The sequence below is a fragment of the Hymenobacter sp. AT01-02 genome (assembly GCF_000961955.2).
Taxonomy (GTDB): Bacteria; Bacteroidota; Bacteroidia; order Cytophagales; family Hymenobacteraceae; genus Hymenobacter; species Hymenobacter mucosus.
The window spans coordinates 22,491-37,572 of the sequence record NZ_JZIR02000042.1; the positions used below are offsets into that span (position 1 = coordinate 22,491).

Below are 15,082 nucleotides of genomic sequence, written 5' to 3' on the forward strand. Positions count from 1 at the left end.
GACCAAGCGAATCAGTGCTGCCACTGCATTTACATGCTGATTGAAATCGACGCTAAGCGCCTAGTAACAGGTGGGCGCGGGGTGTCACAAAATCAATTGTAGTAGCCTATACAGCAGTGAATAGAATCTTCACAGCGTATCCTTTATATATATCGCTTTCTGACTTATGCAACTCACCTACGTACGCTCGCCACTAGGTTTAGGTACCTCCTTGTAGTCATAGTGCTGCCCAACTGATGCTCTTACTTTATGCTCCTGTTTACACCAGTAATCCTCCTCACGCCATTTGACCCATTCTATCTTGTTGGCAAGTTTTTTTTCTGTAAGGGGAACGTCATGGGTTGACAACATTCTTTCTTGCTCTTCTTTCAACACCTCAAATGATGCTTGGATGTAAAGCCCTAAGCCGCCAGACGGATGCGGAGCCATGAGCTTTGTGTATTCCTCCCAATTACTAAGAAATACTGTATCCCCCTCTTTTTCCTTGTCCTCCAGCTTGAGTAACAACAACCGTAGAGAAGCTACATGTTCAGCGAACACAATAAATACACTCGGCATGGTTTTTCCGACTACCAAGTCTGCGTTCGCATAAATAACTTCCAGCATCTCCTCATTCGTTTTCATGAAGAGGACCTTGAGCCATTGACGGTAAGCTTCTAACTGTTTTGCAGTAGGCGGAGCAGGATTGAACGCCGTAATAGGTTCATCTGCTTTAGGCTTGTAGGGGAAGAAGCGCATAAATTCTCTGCCCAAGCCTGTGTTATCATTACTGTATTGCAATACGAACGAGTACCAATTTCTTATCCCTGCCTCATTTAGGATGCTTAGCTTGCCGTAGAGTTCACTAAGTTGGCGATTAATACGGTTTAGCCTATCTGCACGACGGTCATCGCTCCTTTTCGCATTGATAGCTCTATAGGCAACGACCACGGCTGCCCCTGTAACAGCAGCGGTCACTATTTCTGCCATATTTCCCGGATCCATACTAAAGCATTCCTAGAGAGTGAGATTTAGTTACTTACTCAGGTATATGTCCACGTCAAATAATGCCGACAACGTATCGAGTAAATGGACGTGTCTTTTTTCTAAATAGACAGCTGGTGTGCTCTCATTGAGGCCCTTATAGACTGTTACTAGACAAAATACTCCGCACCTGTACGCCTTACAAATACTTGTAAATGCACTTTTATTGGCTTCTACAAGCCTAATTAATTCATCTAACTGGTCCTCAATGTTGGGTCGCACTTGCTCAGCAGCATATAAGTTGAACAGCCAGCGATTTTGGGTTACAATACGGGCCATTAGTGGGCTGTACGGTTGGCCTTTGATAAAAACTCTACTGGGTTGTAGACCTAGACGGCGGCTAATTTCTTCATGTGATACATCGTCAAAATCGCTTATTTCTAGACGAACCTCTACTTTGTTACTTCTTTGATTAGGCACCATAGCTGGAACAACAAAAGGGAACAAAATCCTGGCCGAGTAGAGGGCGGACCTTCAACACATCGACTTACCCCAACGATACGAAAAAGCCCCGACCCACCCGGCTTGTCCTTGCCCAAATCTTCCGAGAAGCCAAGTTCAGGAAATTCATCGCAGTTCTGCGTTTCCTGAACGTTGAAAAGTGAACCCATTTTTTGAACTCAATCTGGTCTGTAGGACCACTTTTCCATGCCAGTAGACGTGGCTAGGCAGTAGTTCAAAAAAGGAGCGTTCTTGTAGAGCTAAAGAGTAAATCAAATGGCCTGTCTCACCCTTAAGATGTGGTTTGTTGCCCTACTGGTCGCCAGCACCTTCACGGTATCCATTGCGCAGCAAACCCACAGCTTTAATGTGATTATTTCCATCAACGGCGATATTCCTATAGGCTCGATAACCGACCTTAAGACCACGGTGGCATGGGACAGCGTACATCAGGAGGTGTTCAAAACGCCCTATTACCCAGGCAGCTTAACCTTTGACGCTGCCGATTATCAAAAAATAGCGCAGCGAGCACCGCAGACCATTTCTATTAGCTTCTACCACACGGAGTTTGTAACCAATAAAGGTAGAGCCAGGACCTATGGTAAAACCAGGTCTTACGAAGTTGAGATAAGCCCCAATTTTATCAATCAACCGTATTATCTCATCAGCTTCAACGACCATGCGGCCTATTATATTTATGGCCTGACTTCTTCAGCGGGGCATGTATTTGGAAGTAAGGACAGACGGCCCACCAAAAGCCGTAAATAGGGTCATGACTTAAGCGAAGTTCGTTTAACCAAAACGGTCGTTCTCATTAAAAGAGCAATGGGTGCCGCTCCCTATGCTACACCTTCTGTTTTCGAGAGGTCACCAACAATAATAGAGAAAGCGTTTCAGCTTATGGCTGAAATGCTTTTAAGATTTGGGTAAGGACAAGCCTAATGGCCAGGGCTTTCGATAGGTAGTCAGGCTGGTGTCACCTGTTAAAGAGTCCCAAACTGGTAGCTCACCTGCGCCTGCACGCTCGCATTGCTGGCCATTTCACTGGGCGGCGTCCAAACAGTTGGATCGTAGAGTAGCGGGCGCTCCGCCTGGGTAATTCCAGCCGCGTAGCGCACCTCTACGCCAAGCCGAGGGGCAACTTGGTAGCCTACCCCGACCACATAGCCCGCTTCCCAGCGGTGATACGAGCTAACGCCACGAACTGTATACGTGTCTGAACCAGTAGGAATAGCCGGGTTAGGATTCGACCCAGTATACGTGACAGTGTTCGTCACCCGTTGCTGCGCCGCAAGCAAGTAGCTGACCTGCGGCCCTAACACGGCAAACCACTTCTGCTTTTGGAATCTCACCAGCACCGGCACACTCAGGTAATGCAATCGGTTCCGCTCCTCGTGTTTGTAGACCAAGGAGCCACTTGACCCCAAGACCAGGGGGACCGCTTCATAGGCTGTGCGCGCACCCCGCTGCTCATACAGGAGTTCCGGTTGAATATCCACATGCGTCCCTAACGGCAGGCGGGCGAGTACGCCCGCGGCGGGGCCCAAACGAAAGCGTGCCTCAGGCGTATTTTTGCTTGGTACGTACTAGCGTTTAGTCCCGCTTTTACGCCAAAGCGGACGTGTTGGGCCTGAACAGTACCCGTGGTCAGCAACCCGAATAGAGCAAACGTAAACGTACGGCGCATACTGCTTCTTGGATAAAGGCGTAGATAGATAGAAGGAAGAGGCACTGGGCTGCCGATAGGTTGTCAGCTTGGCAAAAGAAAACTCCCGTGTGATACACTACTGAATCAGGTTCTAACTGATAGGGCCGGATTGTAATGAGCCTCGACTTGTGCGAGTCAAGGTCTTAAACAGGGGAGTAGAAGGGCTACCGACCTCGGAGCATATGGATAAACCCAAGCGGCCAAGCGAAGATGCCTGCTATCACGCATAGTACGTAGCTGGTTGGATCGGTGAGCCCAACGTTGCGGCCTTCCAACAGGATACTATCAGATAAGGACACGCCACTGAGCAGGCGCATGCCACAGCCAATTGAGAACACCACAAGGCCTATTTCAACATAAGTATTGAAGACTGCCAACCAGTTCACTTGCTTGATCTTGCGTTTGCGAAGATGAGGAGAGGGCTCGTAATACCACTGGTCCTAATCTACGCCGGACCATAGGAGAGCGGGTTTAACTCAACCAGATACTTGCACGCTATCGTACGGCTCGTCTAGTCTTTCACGAGAATACAAAAAAAAGCCCATCCATACTAGGAAGGGCTTTTTTTGTATACGAACTAGCTCACACACGTTGCGCTTGTATCTCTACCAGCACTGGTAAGAATCAGCCCGGTAGCTTACTGGGCAAATGTGATGTACCACTGTTCATTGGCGTTTCCGTCGTATGGGTACTGGATGATCGGTGCCCCCACCGAGGAAGAGTTGTTGTACACGTTCACGCACTGGCGGCTGTTACGTGCGCGAATCTTATAATAGCCGAGGCCTGCCTCCTGAATCTCCCATTGATCATTGCCCGTCCCGTTGTAGGGATGCTGGATGAGCTGGCCACCCGGCGTATACGAGTCATACTGCACCGTCAGCGCATAGCCCGTGTTGCGAGAAATGATTTTGTGATAGCCGTTGCCCGCATCCTGGAGAAGCCACTGGTCGTTGCCCGTGCCGTTGTAGGGGTGCTGAATAATGCGGGCATCCGTGGCGTAGGAGTTGCCTTCGACTGTCAAGGCCTGCCCAGTACTGCGAGCCACGATCTTCATCAGGGTGCCGGGAGCATACATACCGGGCGACATGAATATGGGGTATAGGTTCTGGAAGCCCGTGACGTCGTACTTCGAGAAGCCGCGCCATCCTTGTGACTGGTTCGGGGAGCTACCCGAATTCATGACGGAGTTGGCATCCTCACGGGGCGTTTCCGTAATGACGTTGCCGCCCACGGTGCCCGCTCCTTCGCCATTCACATACAAGTTAGTATGGCGGAAGCCAAAGCAATGACCTAGTTCGTGGACAAAGACCAGCTTGCGCAGGCTGGTCGGAATGCTTGGGTCGATGCGCACGCGGTGACCGGGCTCGCCATTGGCTGGGAATTCCGCCTGGCCGTAGGCCCCGCCCAAATAGGCCACACTGAAGGTAATATCGGCAAACTCTGGGCTAACCAAGACAAAACGCAGCCGCTTGCCAGCGATACTGTTCCACTCCGATACCGCCTGTTCGGCATCAGCCCGCCACGCACTGGGGAAGGAGGGGTCTATGCCCACGGCAATCTGCCCGTGCAGATTAGTGTCAATGAGAGCATTGGTACTGGCCTGATCCTGCTGGTGGATGACAGTGCCTTCTTAGTAGCGGGCGAGCTGGTCGTAACCTTGTCAAAGCGAATGTCCCCTTCCACCAGGAAGTGGTCGCCTTTATCCACGATGGCGTCCTGCTTGAAGCCCATCGCCAGCAGGCGTTTGAGCGTGGATGCTTCCGTCGTGACTTGCTGCGGGGAGAGGGGTTGGTCTTCCTGGTCTTTTTCGCAGGAGGACAGGGTCAGCGTTGCCGCCGCCAGCACGGAGGTGGCCAGTGATTTCCAGCCAACAGAGGGTCTGGATAGAGCATGAACAATAGACTTGTTAAACATAGTAATTACGCTTGGTTGTGGAAAAGAGGTAGGACGATGATGTAAACAAAGGACTCCCGTTTACTGGCAGTCCACAAGGCCTAATGCCCTCATAATGTGACATTCAGAATACTGCATATACAACAAAAAAGCCCCAGCCATTAGGCCGAGGCTTTATACTCCTGTTAGGCTAGTTTACGGTAACGACTTGGCGCCGTGGGCTGCCTGTAATTCTGCTTCGTAGTAGCAGTCCCAATACTGGTTTTTCAGCCGGTAGACGTTGACGCGATGGATAAGACCACTGCGCGGGTGCCGTTCTTTCACCTGACCGCGCCAGATGATCGGACAAGGCGGCGCATCGGGCGCTAGCTGCACGGGTTGGCCAAGGGCGTAGGCAAACGTGGCGGAAGCCGCTTTCGGCTCCTCGAACGGGCCTTCCGTAGCCGGAGCGGTGATGTTTTGACAGGCCGTTTCATGCCATGCGAGCGGCTCGCTGCATACGAGGCACAGCGAGGCGTCGATTGCCTCGGCCTCGGTAAGGGTTTCCAGCGTGTTATCTGCTTGAACAGGATCAAGCACAAGCGTTGGCGAAGTTCGTTTGGGAGTAGCCATTACGTAACAAGTAGAAGGTCTTCGAGACGGGTGGTAAAAGCGGGACTGCGGTAGTTGGATTTGCCCTGCCACGGGGGCGGCTGCCCGGCGAGGGATACGGTAGAGGCGAGGCGCACGGCACCCCGGCCAAATCGGCGGTTTAGCGCATCCAACTGCTGCATGAGGCGCGCGGAGCGTTCCACCGATACAGGTTCGGTCAGTAGGTCCGGGGGAGCGAACAAGTCGAGTTGTTGCCCGCTGCTGGGCGGCTCTAAGCCATCCAACACGACCCCGGCCTTGACATAGACCCGGCCCGGCTCGTAGAGCTTTTCCAGCAGGCGGCGGCCGTACGCCAGTAGGCGCAATGTGTCGGCCGTGGGGCCGCCGGGTAAGGTCAGGGTTGCCGAGCGGGTATAGGGCGGGCGAATACGCGTGTCGTAGCGGTCCTGGCTGAGGAACACTGTCACGAGGTGGGCCTGGTCGCCTTGGGCCCGTAGCTTCTCGGCGGCCCGACTCAGGTAGGTACTGACGGCACCCCACAGCTCCTCTACGTGATGTAGCCGCTGGCCGAACGAGCGGGAGCAGCTAATGCTTTTGCGGCCCAGCGTGCCGTCTTCGGACGGCAGCAGCCCCTGACACGGCTGACCGCGCAACTCCTGCACCAGCCGCCAGCCCACGACCCCACCCAGGTGCTTGCGGGCCCAGGCTTCGCTTACCCCGGCCAATTCCCAGGCCGTGCGAATGCCGCTGCCCTGGAGCAGCTGCGCATACTGGCGCCCAATGCCCCACACGTCCGCGGCCGGTAGCGCCCGCAAGGCCCGTTCGCGCCGGCTCTCCGTCGTCAGACTGAGCAGGCCCTGCAACTCGGGGTACTTTTTCGCCAGACGGTTGGCCACCTTCGCCAGAGTCTTGGTCGGGCCGATACCGACGCAGGTCGGAATACTGGTGCAGGCCAACACGTCCCGCCGCAGCTCCTGTGCCCGTGCGTCCAGCGGGCCACACCACGTGGTCAGGCCAGCCAAATCCAGAAAGGCCTCGTCAATACTGTAGACCTCCACGGCCGGGACGTGGTCGGCTAAGCGGGCCATGACCCGGCGGCTCATATCGCCGTACAGGGGGTAGTTGGAACTGAGCGCGTGGCCCTGGTGGTGGCGTAGCAGCTCGCGCACTTCAAAGAAAGGGGCACCCATCGCAATGCCGAGCTGCTTGGCTTCCGCCGAGCGGCTCACCACGTTGCCGTCATTATTACTCAGCACGACCACGGGTCGCCCATCCAGCCGCGGCTGAAAGACCCGTTCGCAGGACACGTAGAAATTGTTGCCATCCACTAAGCCAAACATATCGAGAGGATAGCAGCCATCAATCCCGGCTACGCAGCAGCGCGGTGAGCTTGCCGGGGATCAGTTCGTGGACGACGTGGGTGACGACGCCCCAAATGCGCAGATTCTCGGGCTCAGTGATTTCGTAGTCGGGGTAGAGTGGATTTTCGGCTTGCAGCCACCACGTATTGCCCCGCCGCACGAGCCGCTTGACGGTGCACTCGCCATCCAAGACGGCCACGACGATGTGATTATGGTCCGCTTCCAGGTGCTTGTCCACGGCCAGTAAGTCCCCGGCGTGAATTTCGGCGTCTTTCATGCTCTCCCCACTCACGCGCACAAGGTAGGTGGCCTCGGGATGCCGGAACAGCAGTCGGTTTAGATCAAACAGCTCTTCCAGCTCATCCGAAGCGGGAGAGGGAAAACCTGCGGGCACCAACGTGGCAAACAGGGGGATCCAAAGAGTAGTCGTAGGAGGGCCGACTTCGACCAGTTCAACCGTTGCCATGCTGCACAAAATATGATGGGCTTGGCAAGTATACTAAATATGTTAGTATGTCGGTTGTCTGGTGAAAAGACAATTGTTTTATACAGTTTTTTGAATAGATATTATATGATTAATAATCAAATATTTATACTTGCTAAGGATGATGAACTCATTGATTGATATTGCTAAATAATATAGTAATATGCTTTATCCTATATAGCCTGCCATATGTCTAAGTGCTGTGTTATTCTGGTCCAGAAAACAGCTTCTAAATGATATGGGGCTTTTTATCTTAGTGGATGCGCTACGACTACGAAAGCGAAGAAGAGGAAAAGCAAGATGGCTTCTGGCAGGGCTTTCGCGTGGCCCTCATTATCGGAGTGCTCGGCGCCATTCTCTATCCACTGGCAGAATGGGTAGCTAGCAGGTGGCAGAAGAACCTACATAACTTTATTCGCGCACTACTTTTAAGCGAATAGTAGAAGAGTCCTGCGTAATACTGAGCGTATATATCCCTTTGGGTGCCCATCCAATTTCAGAAAGAGCCACCTTGGTATCCCCGACGTCTAAGCGGAGTGAACGGGTGAGAAGGATGCGACCCAATACATCATATACTGCTAAGGTGGCGGGGCCACTATTGCCAGTTCGTATGGTAACTGTTAATCCTTCCTCCTGGAAAGGAACCGGCCACGCTAGTGCAGTCAGCTTCGTTGGCAGAGCTATGCGCACAGCGCGTACACTAGAGTAGGACTCACCGCCATTCACATCTACTTGACGCAAGCGGTAGTAGACAACATCAGTAGCGTAGTGCGCAATAGCAGTATCTATCCATTGATATTTATGAGGCTGATTTGTGGTGCCCTGTCCAGCTACTTTCCCAATGCGTTGAAATTGGTGGCCATCGACACTAGCTTCAAGTGCAAAATAAGCGCTGTTCGTTTCTGAGGCAGTGGCCCATGTAAGAACAGCGTCTCCTTTACGAGCTTCAGCCTCAAAAAGCGTCAGCTCTACGGGCAATGGGGTGGCTGCACTGCTTATCGTAAACCGGTTCAATTCCGTAGCGCTAGCCGAGAAGGTGCGTGCAGTTCCGCTACCCATTATACCCACTGAAACCCAGGGGCTACCTGTAGTGGCCTGCTGCCACATTGTAGCTTGTGAAAAGTCGCTAATGCCATTGTCATCATCGGCTAGCCAAGACACAGTAAGAGGTACCGTACCTTTTGGCTGACGCGTTGGAAGTACCGTCCAGATGCGGTCAATGCTCTTACTCGCGTTGCCTAGATTGACACCATAGCTTAGGTCTTTGGTTTGTAGGCCAGCGGTCCGGGTTACCTGCACAGTGCCCAAACTCTGTCCTCTTCCATCCAGAACGAAGCCAATTCCAAAATCTACGGTTCTAGACTCCACCAAACGTATTGCTTTCAAGTTGCCTTGTACATAGCTACCTGAGCTTTCTCCCGTAAGAGTGGCTCCTTCTGATAACGTAATCGTGGCCGATGTGCGTACTCCACCTTTGGTAAGATTTAGTTGGCCGGTAACAGTTAAGTTGTTCGAAACGAGTAGCCGATTATTGCCAGCAGGCCCCGTATTATCCACCACTATATTAGTCAAGCTTGCCCCTTCTGGAGCCGTCAGCGTCTGATCCTGAGTACCGCTAAATCGTAACGGTCCCGTACCACTGACGATGCTGCCATTGGTGCTTGTGAAATCACCCGTGAGCTGCATGGTCGCGCCACTTAACTCAATACTATTCGTGTTTTGCACTGTGCCATCCACGTAGATTGTGGCACCCTGTTGCATAGTGATGGCACTTCCATTGGTCAGGACTTGGGCCTTGGCCCACATAGGAAGTAGGTTTGCGCTGGCAACCAGAAGTATTGCGGTAGCTCTCATAAGATAACCTATAAGAATTGCCCTAACGTCCGGCTTGCGCCCGCACTCCATTGGATTCCAATACTTGTAGACGCCGCTCAAAACTGGCTGTGGTGGCTTCCGCTTGTTTGGCACGTTCGATGGCCGAACTAGCCTGCGTTTTTAGCGCTTCAATTTGCTGTTGCTGCTCTTTGATTGCCTCTACCAGAATAGGCGTTAACTGGGCGTAATTGACCGCTTTCAGTCCAGTTGTAGGATCAGTAAATACAAGTTCAGGGTATTGTTGCTCAAGCTCCTGAGCCAAGAAGCCAATCTGACTGCCCGTTGGGCCTTTGCCGGGCAAGAACGTGTACCGCACTCCACGTAGGTGGGTCACACCGCCCAATGCATCTCGTAAGGGGAGTATGTTGGTTTTTAAGCGGCGGTCAGAGGTAGTGAAGTTAGTCGCCAACATAGAGCCAGAGGCACGAATGGTGCCCACTACATCCAGCGCATATCCTGGCTGCGTTGTGCCGATGCCGACGTTGCCCCCCATAAAGTGCATACCGAAGCCGCTTTGGTTAATAGTAGTCGCCTGCGAAAGGGAGCCGCCTAATGACAGCGAGTTATTAGTAAGAGTAATACCATTATTAGCACCGAAGCTAGGTAATGTCACACTATTACCACCACTAATGCTTAATGTCTGACCGCTTACGTTGAGGGTTGGAGAAAAGGAGGAACTGAGTGAGCCATCAGGTTGATGTTTACAGTACGTGGTGCTCCTGTATACTTAAAAATCTGTAAAGAATGCCCATCTACAATGTAAGCTGTATTGTCACTTGCTGCCAGACCCATAACTCCAATACCACCATTTGTAGTAATTGCTGTAGTGCCACGCAGAGTTGGACTTGATGGGATATTGATATCGAATACTTGTAATGTGTTGTCATTGGCTTGCAACCCGGTATTGCCTGTAGAAACGAAAACTGTATTTCCGGCCACGGCTATGAACCTAGCTCCTGCCACTGTAGACGCTTTTCCTTTTAAGATAGGAGTTGTAGCACTGCTTATATCGTAGACCTGCAATTCGTTGCCTGCTAGGCCAAAGGCCAAGTTGCCGTTGATAGCTAATATACTGCTAGATGTTCTTCCTAATAGTACGACATTGCCGGGGTTACTAATATCAAATATTTCTGTGCCGTTACTATCCCGTACGTAGACAATCCTACCATTCATGACCGGTTTTTGAGGACCACTACCGATGTTAATTCTAGAAGATATAGAAGTAGCATAGAGATGATAAACACGTAGTGTACTTTCACTTGCACTTGTGATGCATACTCCTGATTCATTCGCCGCTACATAGATGGGGAAGCCTGAGGATGCATATACCGTAGATCCAGAAAAACTAAAGGGATTTAGTGGATCACTGATTGAGAAGGTCTGAACTGAACTTGCATTACTGTTACCTCCATAGTTAGCTACATAGGCTGTACCCCCGCTAATAGCGAGTTGTCGTGGGCGTCCACTCATGTCACGAGAACTGCCTCTAGGAATCGGAGCTGCAGGGTTACTCACGTCAATTGCCTGTAACTCACTATTACCTGAGTTGGCTACGTAGCAGCGGTACCTCTTACAGCCACATCAACAGGTCCACCAACAATTTGTAGAGAAGCAGTTTGACTAAATGCCTCACTAGTGGGAGCATTAGTATATACTGGGGCACTTGCTTCAAGAGTACCATCCGAACCTATCATAGGCAACCGACTTCCCGATCCAGAGAGCCCCCGAACGCGGAGTTGCCCGTTAACATCAAGTGTTTGAGTAGGAGAGGTAGTATTAATGCCTACGTTTTGAGCCTGCGCCTCACCAGTTGTTCCAAAGGATAAGAAGATGGAAGTCAACAATAGGCCCTTGTATAGTAAACTGTACTTCATTGGAATAAGGAGGAAGAGCACACATAAGGTGCTGTTAATAAATCAGTAGAAAAGTTTGTAAATCTAATGATTGCTGTGTTCCTATACATCTACTGTATACTGGTTATTTCAAAGCTTTATCATATTTATTATTTGCTTAATCCACGATATGCTTACCTTAACTATATGGCAATTCCTTCGCTCTATACTTTCAACCAGTTACCCGTCAATGCCCGTATTGGCTTAGTTGTTTTCGAGGGTGCTTACTTGGCAACTCGCATGGGGGGAGGAGGGAGACTACGTGAACCTCTACCACATGGGCAGCTTCTTTGCCGAGGTGTATTACGATGCCGAGCTAAACCACATGCACGATTGCAAAACGTTCGTGAGTACGACCCGATTAGAACCTTACACGAACCTTATTGAGTTACCGATCAAGTAGCTTTGCCTGCTCACTAGAAGTTGTTGCTACTGGGTAGGCCCTGTATCTACACGTGACTCTACCGTGGATTGAACAGAAGCAGATACTGCTGAGAGCAAGTCTAGTCCCGTGGCCACCTCAATGGCATCGACTGTGGTGCGGTAGCTACCCCAGTTAGAACTGACTGTGTTGTCGTTGGGGGTGTCGATGGCAATGATACGCGTGCTTGTGGTGACGCGAGAAGCATCATTGTCACCGATTGGCAATACCACGACTACCTTCCAAATACGGGCAGGAACCGTCACGCGTCCCTGGTCTATTGTGCTTTGTGCACCGTTTGACCCGGTTCCTCCCTTGCCATAACTGCCCATGATGACATAGACTTCCTGCGTTGTGCTGACCAGGGTACGCGTGTAGTTTTCCAAATTGGCCCATGTGCGCTGGTTATTGTGCGGCGCCTGAGGAATCATGTTGGTCATCAAGAAGGTAGCCGAGTTATCAGCTACAGTAGCCGTGCGGTCGGCCGAAGGGCAGTTGTGGCCTCGGTCAAAGCCCGAACCCGTATAGCTGGTGGACTGCACCTGGTACCAACCGGTAGGCAATGTGTTATCGGCGCGGAAGTCGTCTTGGCGGCTGGCTGACCCTAAATCAGCCGAAGTCAGATGCCAACTCACCCAATTGGGGGTGCCCCGGTCGCGGTGGTAGCTCAACGCGTACTGGGGTTTGACCAGTAGATAGTTGGTAGGTTGGCTTGCGTCGGTAGTGGCACCGCTAGGGTTGCCTAACGTGAGGTGCTGGCTAACAGCGAGAACCGGGCCGGGAATAGGGTCATCCGTGGTATTGGAACCACAGCCAGCAATGACTACAGTTAGGCCAAGGAAAAGACCGGAGTATAAGAAGGCTTTCATTGCCGGAAGATACTGGTCTGTGCCTGTAAATCCGTGCTAGTACGGATGGGACAGCAACGGTAGGACTGAGCGATTTGCGCCTGAACCGTAGCAATTATCCAGGCTGCTTATCCTTATTCATGAAGTCAACCCTACTGCTGGCCCTTACGGCCAGCCTCTCTGCTGTGGGAAGCCACGATGATCCCAAAACGCTTAAGACAGCCCGCCCCGCCAAGACCTTAAGGGCAGCACTCGGCCGCTGCTCGGGTGATGCGTACTGCTCCGCCTGTCGGAACTGTAGCGCCTGCGGCCACTGCTGCTCAACGGGCAGGATGCATCGGGTTTAAATATGGGGATCACTTTAATCGTAGATGGTGGTTAACGGCTAGCCATAAGGCTATATTAAGAGAGGGAATTGATAATGGGTAAGATAGGGGAGGACAATCGTAGCGCTTGTATTATTTCTTCCCCTTTGCCATTACTAATAAGCCGCTTAACTAGCTCTGGGTAGCTTTGAATACCAAAGAATTTACCAATTTGGTTAGCTAAGCCCTTGTTGTTATAAAGCCGCAATAAAGCGGGATAGTCTTGAGTAGCTATAGCTCGCTTGATCTCCTCCTCAATTGTTCTATAAATGCTAGCTACATCGAATTGAGAAGCTTTATTGCGGACTTGCTCTAGTGCAGCTAAGCCGACAGCACTACGGTCAATTCTATGAAGATGGGTTTCCATTTCCCATGCTGTTCTGCGTGAGGCAAGCAAGTCAGTATCTCGTTGCAACAAGTCAAAAGCAAAGGCTTTTACTTTGGTGATAATGTTGGAAGCTGTGTCTGCCACCATATCAGAATTATGTGCATGCGTAGCTACCAATCCCAATACACGCTCTACCAGAAGTAGACTTTCGATTTCCTGAATGGCAAGGACATGAACCCCTTCGCTGGCTAGGGATGTCACTTCTCTTGTAGAACGATAGTCAAGATCAATCAGGCCTTGGCATTCGATACCGTGAAGGTGGCGTAAAGCACGAAAAGCTTGCGTAGCCTTTATAACCTGGTCGCAATTTCCTCGCGGCATAATTGCCCAACCTGGATATATGCGAGAAAATATTGCTTGTTCTAACCCACCTTTCTCTCCTTCAGTAAAAAGTACTGGCTTACGGCTGCCTAATACAGCAAGAAGTACCTCTTCAGGAAGCTCTGCTGACTCTGGTACTTCCTGCCACTCCCATGTGCTGCCATCGTATTTTTTTATCCAGATCTTTCTTGCTTCGACACGGGATGCAGCAAAATCTAAGTCATGCGTTAAGTATACAAATAAGCAATCTGACCTCTCTTGCTCAATGCTGTCCCATAGTCGAGACTGAACTAAGCGGTGTAAATGGATCTCAGGTTCGTCAATTATTAGGATAGAGTTGGGTTGAGCAGCTAAGCAATGCCCAATAAGGTAAAAGGCTACTCGCTCACCATCACTCATTTCGCCTGCAGCATAGGCTGATGTATTATCAATAGTGACAGGTTTTATGGATACAGAGTCGTCATCTATTGTAAGCTCACGATGTGGAAGGAGTTGCTCCCAGATATTGACCGCTTTAACTGAAACGTGACCACCTTTGATAATAAGCTCTCTGTTTGGGAGAGCTCGCTCCCATACAAGTTTTAATCTGTCTAGTTTGGAATCACTTGGTTTAGTGTAATCTGTTGATTGCTGTGCCTGATGCCTATAAGCCATGCTTACATCATATTCTTCGGATACTAAGTATGTAAGTAATTCGGTATAGTCATTAAGAGCACCAACTACAGGTTTATATTCCCAACGAGATTCTTTGTTATTGGGGCCTATATTAGGTTGCAGCACAAATTGTTGAGGGTCATGTATGGCTATGCCATATAGTAATTGTGTATGTGCTTTTAGAGATGATATAGGACTTACACTGCCAGGAAATGCAAGTGATTTTTGAGCACTGATACGGTGCGTAATTGACCTCTGTGGCCCTATAGTATCTAGCCAAGCTCCTAATCTAGTTTTGCCTGAACCATTTGCTCCAACAATAACTACAGTGCCAGGAGTATGAAGCCTATTAAAAATTAAATATCCGTGTTCACTGTTTGAGGCAGGTAGATTAAGATAGTCAGGCCGGCTCATGGGTGCTTTAGAGTTATGAGGTAATTGTTAGAGAGGTACCTCTGATAAAAGATTATAGCTTTTTGCGCTTGTATTGCAAGCAAATGGATGGTGAACTCCTTGTCGGCTATTTGGCTCCGCAACGACTCAGCTTGATGAGAATGTGGAACGCAAACGACGGGTCAAACAATGGTATCCGCAGCTCTCTATTCCGGCAAGTCTGCTTCCGATGGGTGCGTAAAGTGCGTAGTGCGTAAAAAAATTACGCAGTTACCTGCGTCGAAAGTGTTCTTGTTGAAGAGGGGCTGATTAGTTCTAAATATAGCGAGTCATTTGTGATTCTGTCCCCTATGGCGTACCCCAAAATGATAAAAAGCCCCCTAGCGCATTGCTAGAGGGCTTTTGAGTGGTCGCGCCAGGAATC

15 protein-coding genes and 1 pseudogene are annotated in these 15,082 nt (G+C 50.6%); 3 read left to right on the forward strand and 13 right to left on the reverse strand.

Translation table 11 applies throughout. The annotated features are described in order from the left end of the window. Window positions 1-177 precede the first annotated feature (177 nt). Window positions 178-984, reverse strand: coding sequence for a hypothetical protein (locus VI25_RS14140; protein WP_045687729.1), 807 nt, complete (start codon window positions 982-984; stop codon window positions 178-180). A gap of 30 nt (window positions 985-1,014) precedes the next feature. Then, window positions 1,015-1,446, reverse strand: coding sequence for a DUF4279 domain-containing protein (locus tag VI25_RS28915; RefSeq protein ID WP_045687728.1), 432 nt, complete (start codon window positions 1,444-1,446; stop codon window positions 1,015-1,017). Window positions 1,447-1,761: 315 nt separating this feature from the next. Between VI25_RS28915 and VI25_RS14150 the strand changes: the two genes are divergently transcribed. After that, complete coding sequence (locus VI25_RS14150; RefSeq protein WP_045687727.1) at window positions 1,762-2,232, forward strand: hypothetical protein; 471 nt, start codon at window positions 1,762-1,764, stop codon at window positions 2,230-2,232. Between the two features lie 215 nt (window positions 2,233-2,447). Here VI25_RS14150 and VI25_RS14155 read toward each other — a convergent pair. The 6 genes and pseudogenes from VI25_RS14155 to VI25_RS14180 all read right to left on the reverse strand — a co-directional run. Continuing rightward, window positions 2,448-3,029: pseudogene (locus tag VI25_RS14155) on the reverse strand (porin family protein); the annotation flags it as partial. A 780-nt stretch (window positions 3,030-3,809) separates the two neighbouring features. After that, window positions 3,810-4,724: a M57 family metalloprotease gene (locus VI25_RS14160; RefSeq protein ID WP_055562596.1), complete on the reverse strand. Its 915-nt coding sequence runs from the start codon at window positions 4,722-4,724 to the stop codon at window positions 3,810-3,812. Further along, a complete protein-coding gene (locus VI25_RS14165) occupies window positions 4,715-5,086 on the reverse strand; it encodes a hypothetical protein (RefSeq protein WP_055562597.1) in 372 nt (123 codons plus the stop codon). Before VI25_RS14165 ends, VI25_RS14160 begins: the two co-directional genes overlap by 10 nt. Window positions 5,087-5,260: 174 nt before the next feature. Further along, window positions 5,261-5,644, reverse strand: coding sequence for a hypothetical protein (locus VI25_RS14170; protein ID WP_236705064.1), 384 nt, complete (start codon window positions 5,642-5,644; stop codon window positions 5,261-5,263). 32 nt (window positions 5,645-5,676) lie between these two features. Beyond that, complete coding sequence (locus VI25_RS14175; protein WP_045687955.1) at window positions 5,677-6,996, reverse strand: Y-family DNA polymerase; 1,320 nt, start codon at window positions 6,994-6,996, stop codon at window positions 5,677-5,679. 19 nt (window positions 6,997-7,015) lie between these two features. Beyond that, window positions 7,016-7,483, reverse strand: a complete 468-nt coding sequence (locus VI25_RS14180) for a LexA family protein (protein WP_045687956.1) — start codon at window positions 7,481-7,483, stop codon at window positions 7,016-7,018. 278 nt (window positions 7,484-7,761) lie between these two features. On the opposite strand from VI25_RS14180, the gene VI25_RS14185 reads away from it, so the two are divergent. Further along, window positions 7,762-7,941, forward strand: coding sequence for a hypothetical protein (locus VI25_RS14185; protein ID WP_045687957.1), 180 nt, complete (start codon window positions 7,762-7,764; stop codon window positions 7,939-7,941). Here the strand turns inward: VI25_RS14185 and VI25_RS14190 are convergent. The 3 genes from VI25_RS14190 to VI25_RS24750 all read right to left on the reverse strand — a co-directional run bounded on the left by VI25_RS14190 (window position 7,913) and on the right by VI25_RS24750 (window position 10,846). Further along, window positions 7,913-9,307 (reverse strand): T9SS type A sorting domain-containing protein, encoded by a 1,395-nt coding sequence (locus VI25_RS14190; RefSeq protein ID WP_052695105.1) that lies wholly within the window; start codon window positions 9,305-9,307, stop codon window positions 7,913-7,915. The two genes, VI25_RS14185 and VI25_RS14190, sit on opposite strands and share 29 nt — an antisense overlap. Window positions 9,308-9,377: 70 nt before the next feature. Then, on the reverse strand, window positions 9,378-9,989 hold the full coding sequence (locus VI25_RS14195) for a tail fiber domain-containing protein (protein WP_152981630.1): 612 nt from the start codon (window positions 9,987-9,989) through the stop codon (window positions 9,378-9,380). Window positions 9,990-10,024: 35 nt separating this feature from the next. Further along, window positions 10,025-10,846 (reverse strand): LVIVD repeat-containing protein, encoded by an 822-nt coding sequence (locus VI25_RS24750; protein ID WP_152981631.1) that lies wholly within the window; start codon window positions 10,844-10,846, stop codon window positions 10,025-10,027. A 699-nt stretch (window positions 10,847-11,545) separates the two neighbouring features. Between VI25_RS24750 and VI25_RS27840 the strand changes: the two genes are divergently transcribed. Next, window positions 11,546-11,671: a hypothetical protein gene (locus tag VI25_RS27840; protein ID WP_262489958.1), complete on the forward strand. Its 126-nt coding sequence runs from the start codon at window positions 11,546-11,548 to the stop codon at window positions 11,669-11,671. A 26-nt stretch (window positions 11,672-11,697) separates the two neighbouring features. On the opposite strand, the gene VI25_RS14205 is transcribed toward VI25_RS27840, so the two are convergent. Together VI25_RS14205 and VI25_RS14210 are read right to left on the reverse strand one after the other, a co-directional pair. Beyond that, window positions 11,698-12,558 (reverse strand): DNA/RNA non-specific endonuclease, encoded by an 861-nt coding sequence (locus VI25_RS14205; protein WP_052695106.1) that lies wholly within the window; start codon window positions 12,556-12,558, stop codon window positions 11,698-11,700. A 381-nt stretch (window positions 12,559-12,939) separates the two neighbouring features. Then, entirely contained in the window at window positions 12,940-14,679 is a 1,740-nt protein-coding gene (locus tag VI25_RS14210) for a DUF4435 domain-containing protein (RefSeq protein WP_072144827.1), read from the reverse strand. Window positions 14,680-15,082 lie beyond the last annotated feature (403 nt).